This is a genomic window from Niabella beijingensis (assembly GCF_020034665.1).
GTDB lineage: Bacteria > Bacteroidota > Bacteroidia > Chitinophagales > Chitinophagaceae > Niabella > Niabella beijingensis.
Genome location: NZ_JAIQDI010000001.1, coordinates 2,872,957 through 2,899,377, shown reverse-complemented (window position 1 = coordinate 2,899,377; position 26,421 = coordinate 2,872,957). Strand labels below are relative to the sequence as shown.

Annotated in this window: 25 protein-coding genes; 11 read left to right on the top strand and 14 right to left on the bottom strand. The window is 48.0% G+C overall.

From position 1 onward, the window contains the following. The first annotated feature begins 40 nt into the window (after nucleotides 1-40). The 3 genes from K7B07_RS12125 (at nucleotide 41) to K7B07_RS12115 (ending at nucleotide 3,283) form a co-directional block, all read left to right on the top strand. On the top strand, nucleotides 41-1,228 hold the full coding sequence (locus K7B07_RS12125) for a TlpA disulfide reductase family protein (protein ID WP_223709953.1): 1,188 nt from the start codon (nucleotides 41-43) through the stop codon (nucleotides 1,226-1,228). Between the two features lie 211 nt (nucleotides 1,229-1,439). Beyond that, entirely contained in the window at nucleotides 1,440-1,967 is a 528-nt protein-coding gene (locus K7B07_RS12120) for a YceI family protein (protein ID WP_223709951.1), read from the top strand. A 257-nt stretch (nucleotides 1,968-2,224) separates the two neighbouring features. Beyond that, entirely contained in the window at nucleotides 2,225-3,283 is a 1,059-nt protein-coding gene (locus K7B07_RS12115; RefSeq protein WP_223709949.1) for a hypothetical protein, read from the top strand. 619 nt (nucleotides 3,284-3,902) lie between these two features. Here K7B07_RS12115 and K7B07_RS12110 read toward each other — a convergent pair. From K7B07_RS12110 to K7B07_RS12095, 4 genes are all read right to left on the bottom strand, one after another. Further along, nucleotides 3,903-5,435 carry a S10 family peptidase gene (locus K7B07_RS12110; protein ID WP_223709948.1) on the bottom strand — a complete coding sequence of 511 codons (1,533 nt, stop codon included), beginning with the start codon at nucleotides 5,433-5,435 and terminating at the stop codon, nucleotides 3,903-3,905. A 95-nt stretch (nucleotides 5,436-5,530) separates the two neighbouring features. After that, nucleotides 5,531-6,439 carry a hypothetical protein gene (locus K7B07_RS12105; RefSeq protein ID WP_223709946.1) on the bottom strand — a complete coding sequence of 303 codons (909 nt, stop codon included), beginning with the start codon at nucleotides 6,437-6,439 and terminating at the stop codon, nucleotides 5,531-5,533. A gap of 75 nt (nucleotides 6,440-6,514) precedes the next feature. Then, nucleotides 6,515-7,702 carry a glycine C-acetyltransferase gene (gene kbl / locus K7B07_RS12100; protein ID WP_223709944.1) on the bottom strand — a complete coding sequence of 396 codons (1,188 nt, stop codon included), beginning with the start codon at nucleotides 7,700-7,702 and terminating at the stop codon, nucleotides 6,515-6,517. Between the two features lie 441 nt (nucleotides 7,703-8,143). Further along, nucleotides 8,144-9,676, bottom strand: coding sequence for a helicase HerA-like domain-containing protein (locus tag K7B07_RS12095; RefSeq protein WP_223709942.1), 1,533 nt, complete (start codon nucleotides 9,674-9,676; stop codon nucleotides 8,144-8,146). 259 nt (nucleotides 9,677-9,935) lie between these two features. On the opposite strand from K7B07_RS12095, the gene K7B07_RS12090 reads away from it, so the two are divergent. From K7B07_RS12090 to K7B07_RS12075, 4 genes are all read left to right on the top strand, one after another. Then, entirely contained in the window at nucleotides 9,936-10,241 is a 306-nt protein-coding gene (locus K7B07_RS12090; RefSeq protein ID WP_223709941.1) for a hypothetical protein, read from the top strand. Further along, the gene (locus K7B07_RS12085) at nucleotides 10,241-11,308 is read left to right on the top strand and encodes a radical SAM protein (protein ID WP_223709939.1); all 1,068 of its coding nucleotides are present in this window, start codon (nucleotides 10,241-10,243) and stop codon (nucleotides 11,306-11,308) included. The genes K7B07_RS12090 and K7B07_RS12085 overlap by 1 nt, the downstream gene beginning before the upstream one ends. A gap of 139 nt (nucleotides 11,309-11,447) precedes the next feature. Beyond that, nucleotides 11,448-11,846: a hypothetical protein gene (locus tag K7B07_RS12080; RefSeq protein ID WP_223709937.1), complete on the top strand. Its 399-nt coding sequence runs from the start codon at nucleotides 11,448-11,450 to the stop codon at nucleotides 11,844-11,846. A gap of 110 nt (nucleotides 11,847-11,956) precedes the next feature. Continuing rightward, nucleotides 11,957-12,655 carry a response regulator transcription factor gene (locus K7B07_RS12075; RefSeq protein WP_223709935.1) on the top strand — a complete coding sequence of 233 codons (699 nt, stop codon included), beginning with the start codon at nucleotides 11,957-11,959 and terminating at the stop codon, nucleotides 12,653-12,655. Between the two features lie 167 nt (nucleotides 12,656-12,822). Here the strand turns inward: K7B07_RS12075 and ruvB are convergent, their stop codons facing one another. Then, entirely contained in the window at nucleotides 12,823-13,860 is a 1,038-nt protein-coding gene (ruvB, locus tag K7B07_RS12070; RefSeq protein WP_223709933.1) for a Holliday junction branch migration DNA helicase RuvB, read from the bottom strand. Between the two features lie 108 nt (nucleotides 13,861-13,968). Between ruvB and K7B07_RS12065 the strand changes: the two genes are divergently transcribed. Further along, nucleotides 13,969-14,451 (top strand): hypothetical protein, encoded by a 483-nt coding sequence (locus K7B07_RS12065; protein ID WP_223709931.1) that lies wholly within the window; start codon nucleotides 13,969-13,971, stop codon nucleotides 14,449-14,451. 1 nt (nucleotide 14,452) lies between these two features. Here the strand turns inward: K7B07_RS12065 and K7B07_RS12060 are convergent, their stop codons facing one another. From K7B07_RS12060 to K7B07_RS12035, 6 genes are all read right to left on the bottom strand, one after another. Next, nucleotides 14,453-15,649 (bottom strand): aspartyl protease family protein, encoded by a 1,197-nt coding sequence (locus tag K7B07_RS12060; protein ID WP_223709928.1) that lies wholly within the window; start codon nucleotides 15,647-15,649, stop codon nucleotides 14,453-14,455. Nucleotides 15,650-15,691: 42 nt separating this feature from the next. After that, a complete protein-coding gene (locus K7B07_RS12055) occupies nucleotides 15,692-16,870 on the bottom strand; it encodes a cysteine desulfurase family protein (RefSeq protein ID WP_223709926.1) in 1,179 nt (392 codons plus the stop codon). A 63-nt stretch (nucleotides 16,871-16,933) separates the two neighbouring features. Beyond that, nucleotides 16,934-17,443 (bottom strand): LIC11966 family surface protein, encoded by a 510-nt coding sequence (locus tag K7B07_RS12050; protein ID WP_223709924.1) that lies wholly within the window; start codon nucleotides 17,441-17,443, stop codon nucleotides 16,934-16,936. Nucleotides 17,444-17,470: 27 nt separating this feature from the next. Continuing rightward, nucleotides 17,471-18,199: a ribonuclease III gene (gene rnc, locus K7B07_RS12045; protein WP_223709922.1), complete on the bottom strand. Its 729-nt coding sequence runs from the start codon at nucleotides 18,197-18,199 to the stop codon at nucleotides 17,471-17,473. A 6-nt stretch (nucleotides 18,200-18,205) separates the two neighbouring features. Further along, nucleotides 18,206-19,456: a beta-ketoacyl-ACP synthase II gene (gene fabF / locus K7B07_RS12040; protein WP_223709920.1), complete on the bottom strand. Its 1,251-nt coding sequence runs from the start codon at nucleotides 19,454-19,456 to the stop codon at nucleotides 18,206-18,208. Between the two features lie 117 nt (nucleotides 19,457-19,573). Beyond that, nucleotides 19,574-19,810, bottom strand: coding sequence for an acyl carrier protein (locus tag K7B07_RS12035; protein ID WP_008587437.1), 237 nt, complete (start codon nucleotides 19,808-19,810; stop codon nucleotides 19,574-19,576). 166 nt (nucleotides 19,811-19,976) lie between these two features. Here K7B07_RS12035 and K7B07_RS12030 point away from each other — a divergent pair, with 166 nt between their 5' ends. Next, entirely contained in the window at nucleotides 19,977-20,405 is a 429-nt protein-coding gene (locus K7B07_RS12030) for a GNAT family N-acetyltransferase (protein ID WP_223709919.1), read from the top strand. A gap of 3 nt (nucleotides 20,406-20,408) precedes the next feature. Here the strand turns inward: K7B07_RS12030 and K7B07_RS12025 are convergent, their stop codons facing one another. Both K7B07_RS12025 and K7B07_RS12020 read right to left on the bottom strand, forming a co-directional pair. Beyond that, a complete protein-coding gene (locus K7B07_RS12025) occupies nucleotides 20,409-20,885 on the bottom strand; it encodes a YcxB family protein (protein ID WP_223709917.1) in 477 nt (158 codons plus the stop codon). A 130-nt stretch (nucleotides 20,886-21,015) separates the two neighbouring features. Beyond that, nucleotides 21,016-21,384, bottom strand: coding sequence for a TraR/DksA family transcriptional regulator (locus tag K7B07_RS12020; protein WP_223709915.1), 369 nt, complete (start codon nucleotides 21,382-21,384; stop codon nucleotides 21,016-21,018). Between the two features lie 85 nt (nucleotides 21,385-21,469). On the opposite strand from K7B07_RS12020, the gene K7B07_RS12015 reads away from it, so the two are divergent. Then, nucleotides 21,470-22,042 carry a hypothetical protein gene (locus K7B07_RS12015; RefSeq protein WP_223709913.1) on the top strand — a complete coding sequence of 191 codons (573 nt, stop codon included), beginning with the start codon at nucleotides 21,470-21,472 and terminating at the stop codon, nucleotides 22,040-22,042. On the opposite strand, the gene ileS is transcribed toward K7B07_RS12015, so the two are convergent. After that, nucleotides 22,013-25,399 carry an isoleucine--tRNA ligase gene (gene ileS, locus K7B07_RS12010; RefSeq protein ID WP_223709911.1) on the bottom strand — a complete coding sequence of 1,129 codons (3,387 nt, stop codon included), beginning with the start codon at nucleotides 25,397-25,399 and terminating at the stop codon, nucleotides 22,013-22,015. The genes K7B07_RS12015 and ileS overlap by 30 nt on opposite strands. Before the next feature lie 264 nt (nucleotides 25,400-25,663). On the opposite strand from ileS, the gene K7B07_RS12005 reads away from it, so the two are divergent. Further along, nucleotides 25,664-25,834: a hypothetical protein gene (locus K7B07_RS12005; protein WP_223709909.1), complete on the top strand. Its 171-nt coding sequence runs from the start codon at nucleotides 25,664-25,666 to the stop codon at nucleotides 25,832-25,834. The last annotated feature ends 587 nt before the right edge of the window (nucleotides 25,835-26,421 follow it).

Genomic DNA, 26,421 nt, shown 5'->3' with positions numbered 1-26,421 from the left:
CCTGCGGTGATCTTTTAAACCCGCATTTTAATTTAAAGGAATGAAGCAGTTATTGTGGATGGCCATCGGGGTCGTTATTCTTGCAGGATGCAAGGATGATCATAAAAAACTTTTTACAGTAAACGGAAATGTCGTCAACACACAGGCAAAAAAAGCCTACCTGGAGGAAGTTCCCGTTGCCTCCATGCAACCGGTGATTGTGGATTCCGCTGATATCGGGAACGGAACCTTCACCCTGAAGACGGAAGCGCTGGAAGATGCCATTTATAATATCCGGCTGGATGAACTGGACTTCCCGGTTGCTTCGGTGATCAATGATGTCCCTGAGGTGGATCTGAGTATAACCATGGGCAGCAAAAACCCCCAGCTGCCTGAAAAATTTGACGTAAAGAATTCACCGGCAAGCGAAGCCATGAAAACCTTTATGCTGGCCTTTAATGAAAAAATGATACGGCTGGTAAATACAGCACATAAAGCCGACAGCCTGCGCGCTGCAAACAATCTGAAGGCAATAAAAGGGGCCGACAGCAGCATCACCGCTTTACGTCAAACTGCTAAACAGGAAGGAACAGCACTTAAAGAATTCACGGTAGGTGAAATCAAAAAGGCCGTGAACCCTGCGCTTTCCATGTTTGAACTGGGTTATTACCAGTCTACAGCAAACGGACAGGGACTGGGACTGGACCCGCTGGATAACAAACAGGTAATTGCACTGATCGACGAAGTGACCAAAAAATTCCCCAACCACGTTGCGGTAGCAGGATTAAAGCTCAACCTTCAGCAGGAGATACAAGCGGCAGAAGACCGCACCTGGATCGGGAAACAGGCGCCGGACTTTACCCTTCCGGACGTTTCAGGCAAACCGGTGTCCCTGAACTCCTTTAAAGGACAATATGTACTGGTGGATTTCTGGGCCAGCTGGTGCCGGCCCTGCCGCGCAGAGAACCCGAATATCGTAGCAGCTTTTAACAAGTATAAATCAAAGGGATTTGCCATCCTGGGCGTTTCACTGGATGATGATGCCACCTCCTGGAAGAATGCCATTCAAAACGATAAGCTGGCCTGGACCCAGGTGAGTGATCTAAAAAAATGGGAATCACCCGTAGTGCCGATGTACAAATTCGGGGGTATTCCCTTTAATGTGCTGATTGATCCCCAGGGAAAGATCATCGCAGAAGGATTGCGCGGCATCGATCTTGAAAACAAGCTGGCCGCGATCTTCCCCTGATCCCGGCTCTTTTTAGCCTGTTCCGTCCAAAAGTACCCGCTTACAGCACAGCAACCGATCCTGTGAAGCGCGGGCTGTTTACCTGTGCTTACCGGATATCTCGGAACCAGGACCTTTACAAAACCTTAACCCACCATCTTAACCTAGATTATTTTCAGTCTTTTGTTCCGGTACTAATTTTGTGCTATCAAATCACAAAACAAATACAACTATGGCTACATGGACAATCGATCCGATGCATTCGGAAATAGGTTTTAAAGTAAGACACCTGGTAATCTCAAACGTATCCGGGAAGTTCAACAGCTTTGAAGGTACTGTTACTGCAGACAAGGAGGATTTCAGTGATGCAAAAGTGACCTTTAGTGCAGATATAGACAGCATCTCCACCGGACCCGCACAACGTGACGAACATTTAAAAGGACCCGATTTTTTTGACGCAGCTAACCACCCTAAGTTAACTTTTGAGTCGACCGGCATTACGCCCAAAAGCAGTGATGAATTTGAAATGACAGGAGACCTGACCATTCGCGGAGTGAAAAAGAACGTAACCCTTACAGTAGAGCTGGGTGGTATCGGACCCAATGCATATGGCCAGACCATTGCAGGTTTTGAACTGAACGGGAAGATCAACCGTAAGGACTTTGGCCTGAGCTGGAGTGCGGTTACCGAGACCGGAGGTGTTGTGGTAGGTGATGATGTGAAATTGCATATCAACGCTGAACTGGTAAAACAGGCATAGTATTTTGAGCGATGCTCCTGAAAGCGGTTCCGGCGGGGCCGCTTTTTTATTGCCGGCTGCAGCAGGCCGGCCTCCGGTCCTTGCTATGACGTTATAAAGGTTGTTGCGGCCGTATAAAACCATTAAAAGTGAAGGCGGGTTAGGCCCTCTCCATACAGAACAACAAAATTTCTGCCGGATCATTTATTTGAGATGAAATAACTACATATTTGCATGGATATGCTATCGAACAGTAGGGCCTATTTGTAATCATGCACATGAATAAGAAAATTATTTTACCGGTACTGCTCTTACTTACATTTTCCACGGCAGCCGCGCAAAGCAGGGACACGCATAAAAGCATGCAGGGCCGGTATGGCGGCACCTCCGATGGTATCTGTCTGTTTGCAGACAGCACATTCCTGCTGTATGGTTATGCCACCATGGTGTTTGGAAAATATGCTCTTGAAAAGGAATTGCTTTCTTTTTATCCCGACAGGCCGGAGCAGGTATTTTCTGTATACGCGCGCAGCGACCAGTCCATAAAAGGTATCCGGATGGCCTTTGGCGGTTTTGAAGAAGGTGCCACTTTTATCCGGTTTGATGATCACCCGGTACAGCGGGTATTCAATGAACATGCCAATTGCTTTGCTGCACCTTTTGTATGGGATACTACTTATCGCCCCGGGCAGATAGGGCTCAGTCACAGGATGGATGCGCCCTGGCGCGGGGAGCAATCCGAAAAGGAACCCGGGTCCTACAGGATCCCCGTAAAAGAGAATGACTATATTCTGGTATATAACAAACCGGACCGGCACCATGATCCTTTTAAAGGCCGCATCACTACCAAAGAAGGGATAACACTGCTGCAAACCACGCTTACAAGCCGGTCATTTGAAAAGCAGGAGGAAGCGGATAATAACTGGCAGGAGATAATGCAGCAGAAAGCTGCGTACGATCCCACCGACCGGAATGACGCGATCATATATGTCAATAACCACTACCGGCCGTCGGAAGAAATAGATACCGCTGCCTATATCTACGATACAGCATCCAACCAGTACATCAGCAGGCAGGTGTTTGACAAAGAACAGAACTACCGGCTGTATGAAAACAATGATTATAATTCGGATGACGTATTAAGAAAATATACCCGGGTAAGGCTTATTCCTGTTGAGCAGAAAGACCCGTTGCCGGGAAAAACAGATACCCGTTCGCTGTTTTATACCACCTGTGAAGAACCGGAAAAATCCTACAGGTATAAAGGCATTAAGGAAATACCGGATGAAAACAAGCAACTACCTGTTCCTACCACTGCTGCACCGGTTATTGAATGATGCTCCTCAGTGCGCCACAAAGTTCCTCGAACCCTTAATGACCCTTAATGCCTTAATGTTTTATGAACTACCCGCCACGAAATCCCAGGCACTAGAAAGTCACTCTTCATGTTTCTTTGTGGCTTCGCGTCTTCGTGGCCCTATTTATTCCGCCACCAAGACACCAGGGCTCAAAGCGCCACAAAGCTCCCGGAACCCTTAATGGACCTTAATGCCTTAATGTTTTATGAACTACCCGCCACGAAATCCCAGGCACTATAAAATCAACCTTCGTGTTTCTTCACGGCTTTGCGGCCCTATTTATTCCGCCACCAAGACTCAAAGCGACACAAAGCTCCTGGAACCCTTAATGGACCTTAATGCCTTAATGTTTTATAAACTATCCGTCCCGGAATCCCAAGCAATAGAAAATCAACCTTCGTGTTTCTTTGTGGCTTCGCGTCTTCGTGGCCCTATTTATTCCGCCACCAAGACACCAAGGCTCAAAGTGACACAAAGTTCCTGGAAGCCTTAATGGACCTTAATCCCTTAATGTTTTATGAAACCACTCCCAAATCCCAGGCACTATAAAGTCACTCTTCATGTTTCTTCGCGCCTCTGTGGCCCAGAACTCTCCGCATTAATATTTTGCCGCCCTGCTGGGAATAGACGCTTTGATAAATGTCCTGATCTGCTCGGTACTTGTTTTCAGATCATCTTTGCGCAGGTACATCATGTGCCCGCTGCGGAAACCCGCCCACTGGATACGGTCCTTTAATTTACCCGAAGGGTCCATTTGCCACAGGTTGTATTTAGCATTAAAATAATCACAGGCCCCGTCATAGTAGCCGGATTGTACCAGGAGGTGCAGATACGGATTGATGGACATGGCACTTCTCAGGTTTTCACCCGTACGGTCATTGTTATTATCCCAGGGATAGACGGGTCCGAAAACATTGTACGGGTAATCCGTCTTATAATTCAGGTCGTTCCGCAGGTACATATTTATGGGTGGTGTAAAGGCATGCAGCCAGGCAGTAAGCTCGGCATTAAAATCCGGCCGTTCCCCGCCGTCCCGTTTATCAATACCCTTGTAGCGCGAATCCAGCCGGCCCACGGTGAATCCTTCATTGCGCAGCAGCTCCTTCCAGAACAGGTTGGGGGCAATATCCAGGTTGTTCTGCAGGATCACCTGCTGTGAGAGTCCGGAGTAGGCCGCCATTTTTTCCGCTATGGATTTTTTGGTGCCCTCATCCAGCAGACTGCCCTTATTCAATGCCGGCAGCAACTGGTTCATGGTAAAGTCCTCCACCTCCGGCAGAAACGCTTCCAGATCTTTTTGCAGGAAATTCGCCGCCAGTTTTTTATGATACCAGGCCGTAGCTGCAAAATAAGGCAGGCGCAATGCGGCATCTGTTGCGGTTCCCCGTTCAATACCAAGTGTGGTCGGCGATACCAGGATCACCCCGTTCAGGTACATCCAGTGTGCCTGTTGCAGTTCCAGCGCCAGACCGGAAACCCGGGTGGTGCCGTAGCTCTCCCCGATCAGGTACTTGGGAGAGCCCCAGCGTTCATAACGCGTTACGAATGTATTGATCCAGTCGCCCAGGTATTTGATATCCGCATTCACACCAAAGAATTTTGTCTTGGGCACTTCTTTTCCCACGATCCGTGAGTAGCCCGTATTCACAGGATCCACATATACGATATCTGCTACATCCAGGATCGAATAAGGGTTCTCTTTATAGCCGTAAGGCTGCACCGGGTAGCCCTCTTCATCAATGTTCAGCAGCACCGGCCCCGTATAACCGATATGCATCCATACCGAAGCAGAACCCGGTCCGCCGTTGAATGAAATAACCAGCGGACGGCCCGCCTTACCGGCATCGGTACGTTCATAATAGGTATAAAAAAGACCCGCAATCGTTTTCCCGTCTTCATCCCATACCGGCAGCGTGCCTGCAATGGCTTTATAGGCCACTTTTTGTCCTTTAATGGTAACTGTATGATCGGTGGTTACCGCAGCATCCGGGTTAAAGCTCAGGTCCGCAGAAGCATTTTTCCGCTCTTCAGCTGGTTTTTCAGCTTTAGGTGTGGCGGTTTTAGAGGGCTGCCCGTAGCTGATAACGGGACCCAGCATTACAACCAGGCAGCAAAAAATAAATTTATTCATGACAATTTTTTATCGGGACAAATAAGCCATTCAAACCTACTGATTTTTTCTAAAGGGACAGCGGTCATTTGTATCAATGGTTAAAGAAGCCCCAGCTAAAGCAGCCGGCTGAGAAAGAAAGGCAGCCCGTGAAAATGATCTATATGATCCGGAGCCGAGTTCCCGGCAAATCCCAGTATCGTAAAATGGCCCTGGCTGGCTTCGCTGATCTGCTGCATCCCCACCGGTCCCTGCTTTAAAACGGGAAGCGCTTTTAGCTTTAGCTGTTGCAGCAAGTAGCCGGCAGCCTCCGTTGTGCTTACAAAAGTGCCGGGAAAGATCTCCGAATGGGTGAACAGCATTTGTTTGCCGGTAGCCGGACGGATGGCCTGCCGGGCAAACGCAAGAAAAGGCTCCAGGCCCGTGGTATCGATCCGGCCACCTTCAGCCAGTACCTTTCTATCCGGGATATAGCTGGTATGCAAACCATCCAGCAATAGCACGGCATCTACAAGCTCCGCACCTCCCGGGTCAGACAGGATGCTTCTGATGGCGCCATACCCGGCGCTGAAACCGCTTAAGATAACCCGGTTCCGCCGGATCTTTTTTCCCAAGTGCACATCCACAGCGGTCCACACAGCGGTCAGCAGCTTTTTAAACGCTGTATCATTCTGGAAGGGCCGGGAATAGGCGCCGGACCCGGAACCCAGGTTCACCGATACCGCAATAAGTTTGGTTTTACATGTTTCAGCAGCATAGGCCGCCACATAATCCATTCCGTGAAAATGGATCAGCAGATCTGCCTGTGTTGTCTTTTTCAGCCGTGCCGGGATGTATACAGATACCGGCCGGGGCAGGATACCCTCCAAGGTATAAGCAATCCCCTGCTGCATATCAAAAGAGATCCGTTCGTGTTTGCGCACGGTTTCCTGCATGGGCGAGGGATACTGATCGGGTATTTTTACGGATTGCCCCGCCGCTGCCGGAGCGAAGAACAGCACGATCAAAACAGGCAGATATTTCACATCGTTATTTTTAAAAAGGTCCACAAAAACCTTGCGCAGCTTTTGTGAACCTTCTGTTATCAGCGGTACATTTTCTTATTTCAGTACACCCAGTTCTTTCCCCACTTTGGTAAAGGCCGCGATCGCTTTATCCAGGTGTTCCGATTCATGACCGGCACTCAGCTGCACTCTTATCCGCGCCTGCCCCTTGGGCACCACGGGAAAGAAGAACCCGATCACATAGATCCCTTCTTCCAGCAGTTTTGCTGCGAAGTCGGCCGCCAGAACCGCGTCATACAGCATAATGGGTACAATGGGATGATCGCCTGGCTTGATATCAAAGCCGGCCGCGGTCATTTTTTCGCGGAAATATTTTGTGTTGAATTCCAGCTTATCCCGCAGTTGCGTGGAAGAAGAAAGCATATCCAGCACAGCGATGGATCCGCCCACAATGGAGGGCGCCAGGGTATTGCTGAACAGATAGGGTCTTGATTTCTGACGCAGCATATCGATGACCGCTTTCCTGCCGGAGGTAAATCCGCCGGAAGCACCGCCCAGCGCCTTCCCCAGCGTTCCGGTAATGATGTCGATCTTTCCCATTACACCGCGGTACTCATGGGTGCCGCGACCGGTCTTTCCCAGGAATCCGGAAGAATGGCATTCATCGATCATGATCACGGCGTCATATTTCTCTGCCAGCTCCACGATCTTGTCCAGCTGGGCAATGGTACCATCCATACTGAAAGAACCGTCGGTTACAATGATACGGCTGCGGGCGCCGGAAGCCTCTTTCAGCTTTACTTCCAGGTCTTCCATATTATTATGTTCGTACCGGTAGCGCTGTGCTTTACAAAGCCGTACTCCATCGATAATGCTTGCATGATTCAGCGCATCGGATATAATAGCGTCCTGATCGCTGAACAGCGGTTCAAAAACACCGCCATTGGCATCAAAAGCAGCCGCGTATAAAATGGTGTCCTCAGTGCCCAGGAATGCGGATATCTTTTGCTCCAGTTCCTTATGAATGTCCTGCGTTCCGCAGATAAAGCGCACGCTGCTCATTCCGTAGCCACGGACATCAATGGTTTCATGTGCGGCTTTGATCACATCCGGGTGCGATGACAGCCCCAGGTAATTGTTTGCACAGAAATTAATAACCGTCTTACCATTCACCTGTATTTCCGCACCCTGTGCGCTTTCGATGATGCGTTCGGTTTTATACAAACCGGAAGTTTTTATTTCCTCCACCTCGGCTCCGATGCGTTTTGCAAAATTCTCGTTCATATTGAAAATAGTTTAGCTGTGCCGGAAGCACCCGGAACACTCCGCAAAGGTGTTGAAAAAAGCCATACAAAAGCGTGTTTTCGCCTGCTTTGTTCAATCGGTTGTGCAGGAGACGGGCAGCAACGTCTCCGTCTTATGCTGAGTAATTTGTCTCTGAACCGCTTTTGAATTATATGCCAGCGGAGACAAAGGTGATCTGAGAATACCGGATAACCGCACTACGTTGCTGTGGAAACCGGATATCCAGCTGAAAGCTAAGGAACCCCTGAAACTGGATTGTTTTACCTCTGATTTTAAAGGCGCCTACAAAGTCGTACTGCAGGGTATTTCCAGCGGGGGAACACCTGTCTTTTCTCAAACAACGTTTACGGTGAAATAGCCGGCAATCCAGCCGGTTTTCCGGCATACGATCCCCTTCTGGCCGAGCAGCAGAGGCACCTGCTAAAAGAATTTCTTCTTCCTGCCACCCAGGCCGATGGCCCCCAGCAGGGAGCGCACGATGGTATTGCCTGCGGTACGTGCCACGCTTTTAACAATAGGGTTATCAAAGAATCCTTTTTCTTCCGCCGCGCGACGTTTCGTGGTATTCTCTTCCGCCGCCGCTGCGCCTTTTTCGGCAGCCTCATTGAGCTTTTGTGTCAGTATCTCATAGGCGCTTTCATTGTCGATCACTTCGTTGTAGTGCGATGCAATCTTTGATTTTGCGGTGATGCTGTCGATCTCTGCATCTGTTAAAACATCCATCCGGCTTTGAGGTGCCCGCACCATACAATGTACCAGCGGGGTTGGTACACCTTTTTCATTGAGCATCGTAACCAGGGCCTCCCCGATGCCCACCTGCGTCAACAGCTCATCTGTTTTATAAAAAGTGCTCAGTGGATAATTCTCCGCCGTTTGCTTGATCACTTTGCGATCCGCTGCAGTAAAAGCCCTCAGGGCATGCTGAACTTTCAGACCCAGCTGTGCCAGTATGGAAGCCGGAACATCCATGGGATTCTGCGTACAGAAAAATACACCAACGCCTTTGGAGCGGATCAGTTTTACAATGGTTTCCAGCTGGTTGAGCAATGCGGAACTGGCCTCGTTAAAGATCAGGTGTGCCTCATCAATAAACAATACCAGCTTGGGTTTATCCGGATCTCCTACTTCGGGCAGGGTGGCATACAACTCTGCCAGGAGCTGCAGCATAAAAGTTGAAAACAGTTTGGGACGGTCCTGCAGATCTGTGACCCGCACAACAGAGATCATCCCACGCCCGTCATCACTTACACGCATCAGGTCTTCCACATCAAAACTCCGTTCCCCAAAGAACAGGTCCGCACCCTGCTGCTGCAATTCGATCACCTTTCTTAAAATAGTGCCGGTAGACGTGGTCGAAATCTTCCCATAGGTCTTCTCCAATTCCGCTTTTCCTTCATCGCTTACGTACTGCAACACCTTGATAAAATCCTTCAGGTCCAGCAGCGGCAATTTATTATCGTCGCAATATTTAAAGATCATGGCCACAAAACCGCCCTGTGTGTCATTCAGCTCCAGGATTTTGGAAAACAATACCGGCCCAAACTCCGTTACCGTGGCCCTCAGGCGGGTGCCTTTCTCCTGGCTCAGCGTTAAAAACTCGATGGGATAGGCTTCTGGTTTAAATTCAATGGCCAGCTTCTGACAACGTTCGGTGATCTTGTCATTGGCAACACCTGCCGCACCAATACCACTCAGATCCCCTTTAATATCCATCAGCAAAACAGGAATGCTGGCATCGCTGAAGCCTTCGGCCAGCACCTGCAATGTTTTTGTTTTTCCTGTTCCGGTAGCACCGGCGATCAGGCCATGACGGTTCAGTGTTTTAAAAGGGATGTTCACATCCGCGTCCGGTACCACTTCTCCGTTAAAAATGGCCCGGCCTATTTTATAGCTTTCTCCTTTAAAAGTATACCCGTCTTTTACGGATTGAAGAAATTGTGCTGCGTCTGCCATAAATCGTTTTTATAAAAATACAGATTGATAACTATTTCTGAAAAGATACTGTAAAATAAAGTAATCCTAACCATATTAGGCGATTGTTTCGGGCAAATAGTGCTTCTATCTTTGAAAAACCGAAAAGAACCTTAAACCCGGAAAAAACCATCACCTGGCATTATAAAAACCTTGACGGAGCATTCTGAAAATCCATAAAAGAGTAAGACGTGTACGCTGAAAAACGAAAGGAGTAAGTATCCCCCCAAAAAATTATCTCATGGAAAATTCAAAAGAATTTGAAACAGCCCTCCTTAAAAAACTGGAGGTTAAAAACCTGGACAAGACCGTAATCCGGAACATTTCCCGGGAGATTGTGAATCTTAAAAAGAACGGACTGTTAATCGACCAGGTATTTGTAAAAGGTCAGCCCAGGATTGACCGTTATATTATCAATGGCATCATTGATCCTGAATTCTGGAAAAAATTCAATTCACTCGGCAGCATCTTTTCCCGGTTCGAGGTATTCCCTTATGGCGTCATTGCCCACCAGGGGTTCCGGTTCAATGCTGAAATCGAACATTGATGAAAACCTGTACCAACAACGGGAGCAGCATCAAAGCCGCTTCCTTCCGAACCATTCAGCTGCATCCCACCCGGAGATGCAACCTGTGCTGCCGGCATTGCTATTCAAGCTCCTCACCTCATTTGAAGGACACCATAGACCTCGATGCACTGAAGCGGTTCCTGAAATATGCGTATGGGCAGGGATTCAACAACCTTTCTCTTTCAGGTGGAGAACCGCTCCTGTACAGGGACCTGGAGCCCCTGCTTCGCTATTCAAAAGAGCTGGGCTATAAAAACAGTATGGCCACCAACGGCATGCTGCTGCGATCGGAAAAGAACAAAAACATACTCCAGTATCTCGACCTTGTCGCTGTGAGTATCGACGGGCAGCCTCCGTTACATGATTACATCAGAGGGCAGGAAGGTGCTTTTGAAAAAATGATGTCCGGCGTAGCCGTGCTGCAACAACTGCAAAAACCATTCGGGTTCATTCATACGGTTACCCCTGAAAGCTGGAAAGATCTTGTATGGCTCGGTTCATTTGCCTTTGAGGCCGGCGCCAAATTACTGCAACTGCATCCGCTGGAAATGTACGGGCGGGCCCAACAGGAGCTGGCACATTTTGCCGGTGACGACCTTAACCTGCACCGCACCTTTATCCTCGCCAGTTACCTGAGCAGCAAGTATCAGAACAAAATGATCATCCAGGCCGACCTGCTGCACCGGGATTATCTTGAAACATTCCCCCAGATCGTAAACGGTTTTGCAAGATCCTGTAGTAATAAGAACCGCCTTGCAGACGTCATGGACACGATCGTAATTGATGAAACCGGTAATATTGTCCCGTTTGCATACGGCTTTAACCCGCATTTTGCAATCGGCAATATCGGATCGTTTGACACCGCTCTTTTTGAGAACTACATGCGGAAAAATGGTCCCGGACTTGAATGCCTGCTGGAGCAGACACTGGCCGGGGTTTTTATGAACAAAGAAAAAGATGTGATCAACTGGAACGAAGTATGGGTTTACCAAAGTAAAAGCACAGCTCGTGGCAATACCTGTTTGCCGGATAAGTGCACTGCGTAAAAAGCCTGCGGCTGTTTAGCCCGCGGCAATCAGTTCAAGCCCCCTGGACAATATCAAAGAGGACGCAGGCCCCGTCCCGGGACAACCCCGGACAGGCCTTACCAGAACATATTTTATTAACAACGCCAAATCACTTATTATGAAGCAACTGTTATTTACAGGTATGATCCTGTTATTATTCCTTGCGCCCGCCTGCAAAAAAGATAAGGACGAAACGCCTCCGCCCAGTGTTGTGGGTTTCTGGGAGGGAAAATATGGTAACGGTAATACCGTACCCGGTCTTCCTTACTTTTTCCTGTTCCGATCCAACGGTACCGTACGGGTTTATGCAGACAACAGCGACACCACCGCTGCAGGCAAAGCAGAGGGCACCTACATTGTTACCGGTGCTACGGTAAAAACCACGTATACTTATCCGCCCAGTACTTCCTATTCAACAACAGCCTCTGTTGATGCCGGTTTTTCCGCCATGGACGGCACCTGGGGTTCGGGTGCCAATACCAGCGGCAACGGTACTTTCCGCATCTTTAAGAAATAATTTTGTTTTCCCGGATACCGGCGGACTTTTAACAAAATATTCGTTTCCATTTGTTAGTGTATTAAAAAGCATTAACTTTATTTGCCATCTAATAACTTAAACACAGCAACATGGAAACAAAAAAACCCAGAATATTATTGTGCGAAGACGATCCGAACCTAGGCAATGTGCTGAAAAATTATCTGGAACTGAATGATTATGATGTGACCCTGGAACGTGATGGCCGGTTGGGCCTGGCTGCTTTTCAGCGTGAAAAATTTGATCTTTGCCTGCTGGATGTAATGATGCCGCACATGGATGGGTTTACACTTGCTGAAGAAGTACGCAATGTAGACCCGGATATTCCCCTGTTTTTCCTGAGTGCCAAAACCATGAAGGAAGATATCATACAGGGTTATAAACTGGGCGCAGATGATTATATCACCAAACCTTTTGACAGTGAAGTGTTGCTTTTAAAGATCAAGGCCATCCTTAAAAGAAACGAAGAGCTGAATAAAGAAACGGAGAATAAGGAATACCAGCTGTCCAGTTATCATTTCAATCCCAAGCTGCGTCAGCTCATTCATAATGAAAATACGCAAACGCTTTCCCCCAAGGAGAACGAATTGCTGAAAATGCTGGCGGAACATCTGAATGACCTGCTGCCCCGTGAGCAGGCGTTAAAGAAGATCTGGGGCAGTGATACATATTTTAATGGCAGAAGTATGGATGTGTATATTGCCAAGCTGCGCAAGTACCTGAAAGATGATGAAAAAATTGAGATCGTGAACATCCACGGAAACGGATTCCGCCTGGTAGTGCAGGATTAATTTTTTTGCCGGATATCAATGAGGTACCCGCTCTGTTTTTTTCAGGGCGGGTTTCTTTTTGCCTGAGGAAATTATTGATACCCCATTAAGCACTTAACTCGGATCTTCTGGTAAAATTACTTTTATGAACCACTAAGAAATTGAGAACCATTAGGCGCTGCAGCAAGCTAGAGCCCCAGCTCCAGGTTCACCGCACCGCGGCTTCCCGGCTTCTTTCCCAGGTGCTCATATGCTTTATGCGTTACCTCGCGCCCCCGGGGCGTCCGTTGCAGAAAGCCTTCCTGTATTAAAAAAGGTTCATACACTTCTTCAATGGTACCGGGCTCTTCACCTACGGCAGTGGCAATCGTGGTAATGCCTACAGGTCCTCCCTTGAATTTTTCAATAATGGCCAGCAGGATCCGGTTATCCATTTCATCCAGTCCGTATTCATCCACATTCAGCGCCTTTAATGCATGCCGGGTGATGCCGATATCAATAATCCCGTCGTTGAGCACCTGTGCAAAATCCCTTACCCTTCTCAACAGGCCGTTGGCGATCCGGGGGGTAGCACGGCTCCGGCCGGCTATTTCAGCCGCGGCCTCCTTTGAAATTTCCACACCCAGTATCTGGGCAGAGCGCAGCAAAATTTTCTGAAGCGTAACGGCATTATAATATTCCAGCCGGGCCTTTATTGCAAACCGCGATAACAACGGAGCGGTGAGCAGCCCGCTTCGGGTGGTAGCGCCAACCAGGGTAAAAGGATTCAACGAAAGTTGTATGCTCCGGGCATTGGGACCGCTGTCCAGCAGAATATCCAGCCGGTAATCTTCCATGGCAGCATAGAGGTATTCTTCCACCACCGTACTCAGCCGGTGGATCTCATCAATAAACAATACATCATTGGGCTCCAGTGATGTCAGCAACCCCGCCAGGTCGCCCGGCTTTTCGATCACCGGTCCGCTGGTCTCTTTTATATTCACACCCAGCTCATTGGCAACGATCCGCGACAAGGTGGTTTTTCCAAGACCCGGAGGTCCGTGAAAAAGAATATGATCCAGTGCCTCTCCTCTCATTTTTGCCGCCCTGATAAAAATGATCAGGTTTTCCACCAGCTGCGGCTGGCCGGAAAAATCCTTTATCTGGCCCGGACGAATGGTATTCTCAAAATCATTATCCAACGCACTGAGGCCCTGTTTTTCTTTATTTAAATTGGGATTGCTCATTCTTGATCAAAGATATCATAAATAAAAATGGGTGAAGGCGCCTTTGCTAAATTTGACCGCGGCTGTTTCGTTTTTTGTATTTTCCCCGTCTCTAATAAAAAAGCCGCTATGCGATCTTTATTTAGTTTATTACTGGTTCTTTTATTGCTCGTACAATGCACAAAAAGCGAGGACAATCCCTCCTATCAGGAGGCCCTGACGGGAGACTGTGCCGGTCAATCCTGCGCTTCCACCAGCTTTGTTATTGAACTTACTGATAAAACTACAGGCGCCAACTATATCAGTTCCAACAAAATAACGGTTCCCGACATCGATATCCGGAATACATCCGGCCAGCAGGTCACTTCCAATATTTCGATCGCATCTCCTGATGATCAGCTGCAACATGTGGTGATCCTTCCTGTGCCGGACCGGAGCCGTTTTTTTCTCAGGATCAAAAACAGCCTTGTGCTGGAGATCGCTTACTCCTCCAGGATCAGCGGTGGCAAAAGCTGCTGTCTTCAGTATGAGATCACTGGTTTAACAGTTAAGGACCGCTCTTATACCTTTACAAAAACCAGCAACGGCTACTTAATCAAGATCAAGATATAGATTATTTCCGGGTGATATTAATAACATTCATTACCGTAGACGACAATTCCCCGTTGCGTTTGTAAATGATCTTTACCTTGCCGTATGTAGATTGAAGCGCCTGCTTCAGATCATCCAGCTGCAATCCGAACCTGTTGTTGATGGCAAGGATCTCATCGCCTTCCCGCAGTCCCGCTTTTTCTGCAGGTGAGCCGGGCGGGATCTTTCCGGTAACAGCCGCACCATTGACCAGGTATAACTCGATACCGGAATACGCATAGTCAAAAGGTGTATAAAAAAAGCGGTTGGGGGTAAGGTGGATCTGTTGTTTATCGTAATTCAGGATCACATTAAACCTTCTGAAAATCTCGTTCCCGATCAGTCCGCCCAGCGAGGGATAAGAAGTAACATTGTACTCATCACTAAAAATATTTACCGGAACATTCCTGAATTTATACGGCCCTACACGCAGCGATTTCATTACGGTCAGATACATATCCACTCTTCCCCCCAGTCCCTCTCCCTGTTTTAAAAACCTCCGGCGTTTTGTTTTTAAAAAACTGCTGTCATTCATAAAGTCGTCTGAAAATAAAACCGTAAGACCGGCACCCAGATCAAAAAGGTAATTAAAACCCCGCTTCCGGTTATCATCGATCGTTGCCCGTGAATACGGCAGCATTCTTATGTAAGGCCGCATCAGGTAGCCGCCTTTGGGATACTTTATGATACCGGGAGTACAAAAGCTGATCTCCTGTTTTTCATAGTTGATCTTTAGAATATAACGGCTCAGAACAGAGTATCCGATGATCCCGTCAATTTTCTGACCATATAAAGAGGTAAGCACTTCGTAATCGATAACATGAAAATTAAGACTGTCGATCTTATAATCCCCCACCTGCAGCACCCGGTTCTTTAAAAACCCTACCTTTCGTACACCGCCGATCCCGCGGATGATACGCTCCGGCGGACCGGGCTCCAGCCCAAGCGTTTTTACCGTTGTGGAATCCAGCGAAATTCCCCCGCTTCCGGTATCCAGGATAAATGTAAGCGAGTCCTTAAAATCATCCAGAAGCGCTCGGAATACGATTACCCCTCCGGTAAATTGTATGAATGGAATGGTAACAAGAGGTTTGCTGGGAGGGTCAATAAATTCCTCCTGGGCTTTTACAGAAAAAACGCAGCATTGAAAGCATATGCAGAGTAGAAGCAACCGTACCATCCGGATGATTATAAAGTACCTTTATTAAAGTTACTGAAAAAATCAGTCCCGTAGCTGCCAGGCCGGGCTGCTCTTTCGCAATTCGGAGATCGTACCGGTCACCAATCCGATCGTGTCATTGATTTCTTCTGCCGTGGTATAACGGCCGGGACTGAACCGGATCGCGGCTTTTGCCAGCTCATCCGGCAGCTGCATCGCTTTTAAAACATAGGAGGGATCCAGTGATCCGGAGGTGCAGGCAGATCCGGAGGATACCGCGATCTGCTTATTCAGCACGGATAATATCTGGCTGCTGTTGAGATAACTGAATGATATATTGGATACCTGTGGCAGGCGGGCGGATGCCTGTCCGTTTACGGTTGTGCCGGGGAGCTGTAGTAATGCATGTTCCAGCGTATTCCTGAATGACAGCAACCGCTCCTGTTCCTCAGGCAGTTGGTCCATACAAAGGGCTGCGGCCCTGCCCAGGCCCACAATGCCCGGTACATTCAATGACCCGCTGCGTACATTATGCTGCTGGCCGCCGCCGGTGATCTGCGCGGCAACTTTTACCCGCGGGTCTTTCCGGCGGATGTATAAGGCCCCGGCACCTTTGGGGCCGTACAATTTATGTGCGCTTAATGCCAGCAGTCCCGTTCCGGCATCGCGGACATTTACCGGTATCTTTCCTGCCGCCTGTGTGGCATCGGAGAAGAAAAGTACTCCATGCTCTTTTGCAATGGCGCCGATCTCATTTACGGGCATGATCACACCGGTCTCATTATTGGCCCACATCACTGCAATGAGAATCGTAGATGGGCGGATGGCATTCCTTAATGCTGTGAGGTCCGGTTGCCCGTCTGTACCTACATCCAGGTAGGTTATTTCCATGCCACCCTTCTCCAGTACGCGGCAGGTATCCAGTACGGCCTTATGTTCTGTCTTTACTGTAATCATATGATTGCCCTTCCCTGCATACAATGTGCTGATGCCCCTCAATGCCAGGTTACAGCTTTCGGTGGCGCCGGATGTAAAAATGATCTCACCGGGTTCGGCACCGATCAATGCCGCCACCTGCTGTTGGGCCTCTTCAACAGCGGCCTGCGCCTTCCAGCCAAAAGCATGGCCCCTGCTGGACGCATTGCCGTAATGTTGTGTAAAGTAGGGCAGCATTGCTTCCATCACCCGGGGGTCGCAGGCCGTGGTGGCACAATTATCCAGATATATCGGTAGCCCGCGCATTTGTTGTAAATATAAAAAGGCACTGCCGTTTATTCCGGACAGCGCCTTACTAAGTTACAGGATTTATTTAGCCGGATCTTCTTCCAGCTTTATATTGTTTTTTGCAGCAAATGCCTCCCGTTCTTTAATAAAAGCATCATCTGCAAGGGTCTCTTCTTCCTGAAGCTTTATGATCAGTTCATTCACCTTATTGTCCGCCAGTGTGGAATCCTTTACCTCTTTGTAGATCCTTCCGATCTCGGCATAAGACCCGCTGACTGATTTTTTATAAAAGTCTGCCAGGCGCACCGCCGCATCGCGATACCCGGTATTGCCCTTGTAGGCGGGCAATTCCTTCAGACTTTTTGCAACAGAGTCGATCTGGTTTACGAACCGTCCCAGGTCTGCTGTAGCAGAATCATCTGCGCCGGTAACTTTTTGAACGGCAAACAATGTTTGCTGCATCTGATCGACACGAGCTGTAATTACACTGTCATACGCTCCGGCGTCAGCAAATTTTTTCTCACCGGGGCCGCCGCATGAAATAAATCCGGCAGCCAGGCATACTACAGCCACAATAAAAAAGTGTTTCATATGTATGGATTTTACGGGTGTGCGTTCTTAAACGCCTTCCTCATTATTATTGATCCCCAGGGAACCGACAGCAAGACTTGCTGCTATCTGTGATGCATCTTTTTTATTAAAAGCCTTACCCTGGGCTATTATTTCTCCATCAACAACTGCACCAATTGTAAACAACCGCCGTCCATTTTCCAGTTTTTCCTCAATTGTAACAAATTCGAGTGCCTTGCCCTGCCGGTTGGCCCAGCCGTAAAGTTTATTTTTGTGATTGATCTCGCGGGATTCCAGCTCATCCATAAACATATGTGGGGCAATAATATAATTGTATACCCATTTGCTGGCTTTTTTGTAACCCAGATCAAGGTAAATAGCGCCTACCAGCGCTTCCAGCGTATTTCCGAAAATATGGCTGCCCCTTAATGTATGATCCTGTTTATTAAAGTTGGCGATCTTTTTCAGGTTCATCTTCAATGCCACTTCATTAAGCTGTTGCCGGTTCACCATCTTGCTCCGCATTTCGGTCAGGAACCCTTCTCCCTGATAGGGGTATCGTTTAAAAAGGTAGTCGGCCACCAGGGCGCTTAGCACAGCATCCCCCAGGTATTCCAGCCGCTCATTGTTCTCATCTACATTCTCACGAAGGGAGCGATGCGTAAGCGCCGTTTTGTATAAAGAGATATTATCGGGAGCGAATCCCAATATGTTCCGTAACTGCTTTTTTAAAGCAGCATCATTTTTCTCCCTAAAAATCTCTCTTATAAAATTCACAGATGACTATGAATATTTTTTTACTATTACACAGGCGTTATGCCCTCCGAACCCAAACGTGTTGCTCAGCGCAATCGCTACAGGACGCTCCTGGGCCTTGTTAAAAGTAAAATTCAATTTTGGGTCCAGTTCGGGATCGTCTGTAAAATGGTTTATAGTGGGAGGCACGATATTGTGCACCACGCTTTTGATACAGGCAATGGCTTCAATTACACCGGCAGCACCCAGGCAATGTCCCGTCATGCTTTTTGTAGAACTGATATTCAGTTCATACGCATGTGATCCGAATACCTCAAGGATCGCTTTCGTTTCAGCAGTATCCCCCAGGGGGGTAGAGGTGCCGTGTGTATTGATATAGTCTACTTCTGAAGCCTGGATGCCGGCATCTTTTAAGGCCTCGATCATTACATTTTTTGCACCCAGTCCATCCGGGTGCGGGGCTGTTATATGATGCGCGTCGGCAGTAGCGCCGCCGCCGATCACTTCGCAATAGATCCTGGCTCCGCGTTTTTTTGCGTGTTCCAGCTCTTCAAAAATCAGTACGCCTGCGCCTTCACCCATTACAAAGCCATCACGGTCTTTATCATAAGGGCGGCTGGCAGTAGCGGGGTCGTCATTGCGCTCGCTCATTGCTTTCATGGAATTGAAACCGCCAACGCCTGCTTCGCTGATAACAGCTTCGCTTCCCCCGGTAACAATAATATCCGCCTTTCCCAGGCGGATGAGGTTCATGGCATCGATCATTGCATTTGTACTGCTGGCACAGGCGCTTACCACGGCATAGTTGGGGCCGCGGAAATTATGCCGCATACTGATCTGGCCGGCAGCAATATCAAGGATCATTTTCGGGATAAAGAAGGGGTTGAACCGGGGCGTTCCGTCACCCTTTGCGAAATCCATTACTTCGTTCTGGAAGGTGATCAGCCCCCCGATACCACTGCCCAGTACCACTCCTATGCGGTCCGGGTTGATATTTTCTTTGGTCAGACCGGCATCGGCAACAGCCTGATCGCTGGCTACCAATGCAAACTGGGTAAACCGGTCTACTTTACGCGCTTCTTTTTTGTCAAGAAACAGCGTCGGATCAAAATTCTTTACTTCGCAGGCAAATCGTGTTCTGAATTTACTGGCATCAAATAAGGTAATCGGTGCTGCACCTGAAACTCCATTAATCAACCCGTTCCAATATTCGTCAACCGTATTGCCCAACGGTGTTAATGCACCCATTCCAGTTACAACGATCCTTTTTAATTCCATAAATTGGTTGTCCTTATTATTTTATGATAAAACCGCCTTTGTATATGGAAGACCACAGTCAAAGGCGGTGTATTTGTTGTTTTTACTTTACCAAAGCCAAGTTGGCGAGCCAATAAACTACTTGGCGTGCTCTTCCAAATAAGATACAGCCTGACCAACAGTAGTAATTGTTTCGGCTTGCTCATCTGGAATAGAAATATTGAATTCTTTTTCAAATTCCATGATCAGTTCTACCGTATCCAACGAATCGGCACCCAGATCATTTGTAAAAGAAGCTTCATTCGTTACTTCTGCTTCGTCAACGCCCAGTTTGTCAACGATGATTTTTTTAACTCTTGATGCAATGTCTGACATATCTTATTAATTTAGTTATTGGTGCAAAAATAGAGTTTTTGACCAAAAATGCATCGGAAAGAAAAAAAAAACTAAAATTGGCCCGGAACACCCAAAAATCCTTAATTTACAATATAAAACCCAGCTTTTAGCCACCTATGATTTTTACTTAAAAGTAAACCGATTTATGGCATTAAAAATTATAGATCATGGTTCAAAAGAGTACCAGCAAATGGTAGACCTTCGTAATGAAATTTTACGAAAACCACTGGGATTATTGCTGACTGAGGAAGATATTAATTCCGATAAGAACCATATCCTGATCGGAGCCTTTGAGGATGAAAAAATGCTGGGGTGCTGTATGCTGGTAAGACAGCCGGGCCAGGTGGTGCTACTCCGGCAGATGGCCGTGATCTTTGATCTTCAGGGAAAGGGCATCGGCCGCGCTCTGATGCAGTTTGCCGAAAATATTGCCCGGGATATGGGATACCGGGAAATTTCCATGCATGCGCGCAAAAATTCAGCAGGCTTTTATGAAAAAATGGGCTACCAGGAGTCCAGCAATGAATTCACCAATCTCACGATCCCGCACATTGTAATGAAAAAGTACATCTGAGGGTTACCTCCGGATCTTGTCCATCAGCAGGTTTCTGAATTTTGATACTTCGTCACTGTCGGCAAAGGCCGATTTGGGCACCAGCAGGAAGGAGCGTTCGTCAAAATACAAATGAAAAAAATGGGGGCTTTCCCGGTAGGAATGCAGGATGGTATACGGCCAGCTCTTTTTTCCCCTGGTATGCTCCAGTGTAAAATCCACATCACTGAAATACATGGTAAAGTGATGTTTGAAGGTTTCTGCCCGCCGGTATACAACACCCGGAAGGATGAACCAGAGGCTGATCATTAAAACCAGCCACAAAAAGGAGTTGATCAGGAACGCTACAGGAGTGATCTTATGCAGCGCATACAATACAAGGGAGAGCAGGGCAAATACATTTACCAGGATGATCATGATCCTGATCTCTTTTTTGGATATAAAATGATACCGTAATGCCTGGATCACCTGCTTTTTATCATAGCCAAATTGTATTGTCATCTCCTGTTTTTTTATATGTTGTCCGGCCCTAAAGGTAAGAAAAGCACCCGGCGATTCCGGTGTTCTCCTTAAAAATTAAAAGGCAAACCCCGGTCAAGGTTTGCCTTTTTTTATTTTATAACAGCTGTCCTTAGCGGTTCATCATGGATTTTGCTTCGATGCTTAATGTAGCATGCGGCACAGCACGCAGCCGGGCTTTATCGATCAGGTGACCGGTTACACGGCAGATGCCATAGGTTTTATTTTCCACACGCATCAACGCTTTTTCCAGGTGGTCGATAAAGGTGATCTGACGGCTTGCCAGCTGGCTCAGCTGTTCGCGTTCCATGCTCACACTGCCATCTTCCATGGTCATGTAACGGCCTTCATCCATATCACCACCCTCATCCCTGCGGGTGATCAGGCCCTGCAGATAGGCCAGTTCTTTTTTTGCCGCATCGAGTTTCCTCAAAATGATCTCCTTGAATTCTGTCAGGTCATTGTCGGAATAACGGATCACTGAAGCTGCTTTTTGTATTGCGGGTGTATCCAGCACGCTTTTGGTGAAATCGGGTTGATATTTTACCGCACTTTTTGTAGACAGTTTGGGAACTACTACCTTTTTAGGAGCTTTCGCTGCTTTTTTATCTTCTTTTGTTTCTTTTTTTGCCACGCTTTTTTCTATTACTGGTACCAATTCTTTAACTGCAGTTTTCTTTACCGCTGCTTTTTTCTCGTTCGCGGGTGCCGGAGTTGCTTTACCGGCCGGTTTGGACACTGCCTTTACCGGGGTCTTTGCTGCAACTTTCGACGTCTTTCCATTGGTTGCGCTTACAGCTTTTACCGGCGTTTTTGCCTTTTTGGCGGCTGCCGGTTTTGGAGCCGTAGTACGTGCGGCAGTTGATTTAGATGCTGTTTTGCTGCTGGTTGCAGATTTAGAAGCGGCTTTTGCCGGCGTTTTTGCTGCTGGTTTGCTGGCTTTGCCGCTGGCCTTACCGGCAGCTTTTACCGGGGCCTTTGCCGTTTTTCCGCCAGCAGTCTTTGCAGGAGCTTTTGCAGCAACAGCTTTGCCGCCGGTTGAGCGTCCACCCGAACCATTGCGGGCGGGGGCAGGTTTTGCTGCGGTTTTCTTCTTTGTAGCCATTGTGTTACCCTTTTTTTGTTACAATCGTATATAACTTATGTTCGTTCACTTCAATTTCGACTCCAGCTGCTGAAATTGGACGAAATTCCAGTTCATCTGCCAAAATTTCTGCGCAAATATAGTCTTTATACGTGGTTAACGAATTTTTTAATGTAGGATTTGTGTCAATTTGTACAGTGATCCTGTCAGTTACATCAAAATTGCTGTCCTTCCTAATTTTCTGGATCCTGTTTACAAATTCACGGGCATCTCCTTCCTGTTTCAGGTCATCGGTTATGGTGATATCCAGGGCCACGGTTAGCGCGCCTTTATTGGCCACCGTCCACCCGGGAATGTCTTCGCTGCTGATATCCACTTCGTTAAGAAGTATGGAGGTTTGCTCCCCGTTAATATCCAGTTCTACCAGTCCGTTCCGTTCCAGGTTGCTGATATCTTCCTGGGTAAAGGCTGCCAGGGCTCCGGAGACCGCCTTCATTTTTGGCCCCAGTTTTTTGCCAAGGGCAACAAAGTTCGGTTTGATCCTCTTTTTAATAAACCCTTCTGTATCAACAAGGTACTCCACTTCCTTAACATTCACTTCGGATTTGATCAGCTCCTCCACTTTTTCCAGCTGTTCCTTCATTTCCGGGTTCAGAACGGGGATCAATACTTTATGTAACGGTTGACGGACTTTAATGTTCACTTTTTTACGAAGGGAGAGGATCAGGGAGGAAGTATCCTGTGCCAGCTGCATCCGTTCTTCCAGTTTTGTGTCGATAAGCGCCTCATCTGCTTTTGGAAACAGGGCATGGTGCACCGATTCCAGCTCATAGCGGTGTGCAACTTCGTTCAGGTTACGGAAAACCGCATCACTGAAGAAGGGGGCTACCGGCGCCATCAGCCGTACCACTGTTTCCAGGCATTCAAACAGGGTCTGATAGGCAGCTATTTTGTCCGTTTCATATTCCCCTTTCCAGAAACGACGGCGGCAAAGCCTTACATACCAGTTACTTAAATGCTCATCCACAAAGTCTTCGATCAGCCGGCCGGCCTGTGTGGGCTCATAATCATCCATAGCAGCCGTAACTTCCTTCACCAGTGTATTTAAAGAGGAAATGATCCATTGGTCAATTTCCGGGCGCTCCTGCACCGGGATCTTTGCTTCATCATAGGTAAAGCCATCCACATTGGCATACAGTGCAAAGAACTGGTAGGTATTATATAAGGTACCAAAGAATTTGCGTTGCACCTCTTTGATGCCATCGATATCAAACTTCAAATTATCCCACGGGGAGGCATTTGTGATTAAATACCAGCGTGTTGCATCTGCCCCAAAGGTTTCGATGGTTGCAAAGGGATCTACCACATTACCCAGGCGTTTACTCATTTTATTCCCGTTCTTATCCAGCACCAGACCGTTGCTGACCACCGTCTTGAACGCCACACTGTCAAACAGCAGTGCGGCTATCGCGTGCAGGGTATAAAACCATCCGCGGGTCTGATCCACACCTTCGCAGATAAAGCTGGCGGGAAAATTGGTATCAAAGGGCTGGTTGAACGGCCGGGGATCACCTGCTTTTAATTTTTCATAATTCAGCCCCCACTGCGCATAAGGCATGGCGCCGCTGTCGAACCATACATCTATCAGGTCCGGCTCCCGGTGCATCGGTGCTCCTGAGGCACTTACCAGCACCACTTCATCCACATAGGGTTTATGCAGGTCCAGGATACCATCGTGCAGGTAGTTTTTATTCACTTCACCTCCCAGCACTTCATTGGCCTTCCGGATCTCGCTGTTCAGCTCTTCAACAGAGCCGATGCATTTCATTTCGCTGCCATCCGCTGTGGTCCATATCGGCAACGGCGTGCCCCAGAAACGGCTGCGGCTCAGGTTCCAGTCCACCATATTCTCCAGCCAGTTGCCAAAACGTCCGTCGCCGGTCGATTTGGGTTTCCAGTGTACGGTCCTGTTCAGTTCCACCATACGGTCGCGCAGCGCCGTGGTTTTGATGAACCAGGCATCCAGCGGATAATACAGAACCGGCTTATCCGTACGCCAGCAATGAGGGTAGTTGTGTTCATATTTTTCTACCTTAAAAGCGCGGTTCTCCTTTTTCAGTCTTACGCTGATGTCCACATTTACATCCACGTAATCCTTCTCATCCTTATAATCTTTTACATAGCGTCCGCTGAACTCGCCGGTACCGTCAATAAATTTTCCTTCGCGGTCTACCAGCGTAAGGATACCGATATTGTTCTTCTTTCCTACTTTATAGTCATCCGCACCAAAGGCCGGGGCGGTATGTACGATACCCGTACCATCTTCAGTGGTAACAAAATCGCCGGTCATTACCCGGAAGGGGGTAGCACCTGGTGTGATCTCCTGTATCCGCTCCGGAGAATTGGATTCAAAAGGCAGGAGCTGCTCATATTCGACGCCCTCCAGCTGGTTACCTTTGAATTCCCCAAGGACCTTCCAGGGCAGCAGCTTGGTTTCTGCGGTGTATGCATCAAAGTCCCCGTTCTCTCCTTCCGCCTTGAAATATTTGCTTATCAACGCTTTAGCAATCACCACATTTACCGGGATATGGGTATAGGGATTGAAAGTGCTTATTAAAACATAATCGATATGACTGCCTACGGTAAGTCCCAGGTTGGAAGGCAGGGTCCAGGGTGTGGTCGTCCAGGCCATGAAGAAAAGTTCCGCTGGCTGAGCGCTGCCGGCTGACAGCTTAAACAGGAATTCGCTTTTTTCATTACGCACTGTTTTAAACAATACCGTGGCACTGGTGTCCTTTACATCCTTGTAGGTTCCGGGTTGGTTCAGCTCGTGCGAACTGAGCCCCGTTCCTGCAGCGGGTGAATAAGGCTGAATACTTACACTTTTATACAGCAACCCTTTGTTAAACAGCTGCTTCAATAAGTACCAGAGGGTTTCAATATATTCATTTTTAAACGTGATGTACGGATCATTCAGATCCACCCAGTAGCCCATCTTTCGGGTCAGGTCATCCCACTTGTCTTTAAACCGCAGTACCGCTTCCCGGCATTTCTGGTTGTATTCTTCTACAGAGATCTTTTTGCCGATGTCTTCCTTGGTAATGCCCAGCTCTTTTTCAACTCCCAGTTCTACGGGCAAACCATGAGTGTCCCAGCCGCCCTTGCGTTTTACCTGAAAACCCTGCATGGTCTTGTACCTGCAAACCAGGTCTTTAAGGGTACGTGAAATCACGTGGTGAATACCTGGCATACCATTGGCACTGGGCGGGCCTTCATAAAAAACAAAAGATTCCGCTCCGTCGCGCAGGGATACACTTTTTTCAAAAGCCTGTTGTTCCTTCCACTTTGCCAGTATCTCCTGCTCTATGGAGGGCAGGTTCAAACCCGTATATTCTCTGTATTTCACGCTCATATTTTACCAAAAAATGAGTGCAAAGGTAAGAAATATTAATGGGATGGAACAGCTAAAAACCGGGGTGATACAGGGTTAATGCGCCCGGAAAGGGCCAAAAAGGTGCTCTTTTAATAGGGTGGCGGGCCGGATGGCAGATTCCCGCCTGAAGAATCACTTATCAATCGATTGCGCCTGCCTGCCGGGCACTGAATGCCGGAAGTTCCCGGCTGTCTTTGGCTTTGTGACACCCGGGCAGCCAGAGGGCCTGCTCTGCAACCCGGAATGAGCCGAGCCTACGGCTCTCTTGTTTTATTGGTGGTGCTGATCAACAAACTGAAGTTTGTTGTTGGAAGACTAAGCGAGGCGCTGCCTCTTGCTTCTTATAGTCAGAGCGGGCCTGCGTGTCAGTTGGTGCATATTGGCCTGCTGGTGGAACATGTGCCGTTGTATTAAAACAGAAACCTCATACCCTTTTTTGCAAAGGCCGTAGGCCTGGTTCATTTTTACACCTCCGGAATTTATTCCGGAAACCGAAACTTGCTGCGGAGCACAGAAGTGCCGCAGCCACAGCCCATAAAAACATCCATCTGCCACACCAGCCCTCCTTATCCCGCCAATATAAACAACAACCTCATACCATTTTTTGCAAAGGCCGTAGGCCTGGTTCATTTTTATTCCTCCGGAATTTATTCCGGAAGACGGACCTTGCCGCGGAGCACAAAAGTGCCGTAGGCACGGCCCATAAAAACATCCATCTATCACACCCGCCCTTTTTATTCCACCCAATGCGGACAACAACCTCATACTCTTTTTCGCAAAGGCCATAGGCCTGGCGCATTTTTATACCTCCGGAATTTATTCCGGAAAACGGAACATACTACAGAGCACAAAAGTGCCATAGGCACGGCCCATAAAAACATCCATCTGTCACACCCGCCCTTTTTATTCCACCCAATGCGGACAACAACCTCATACTCTTTTTCGCAAAGGCCATAGGCCTGGCGCATTTTTATACCTCCGGAATTTATTCCGGAAAACGG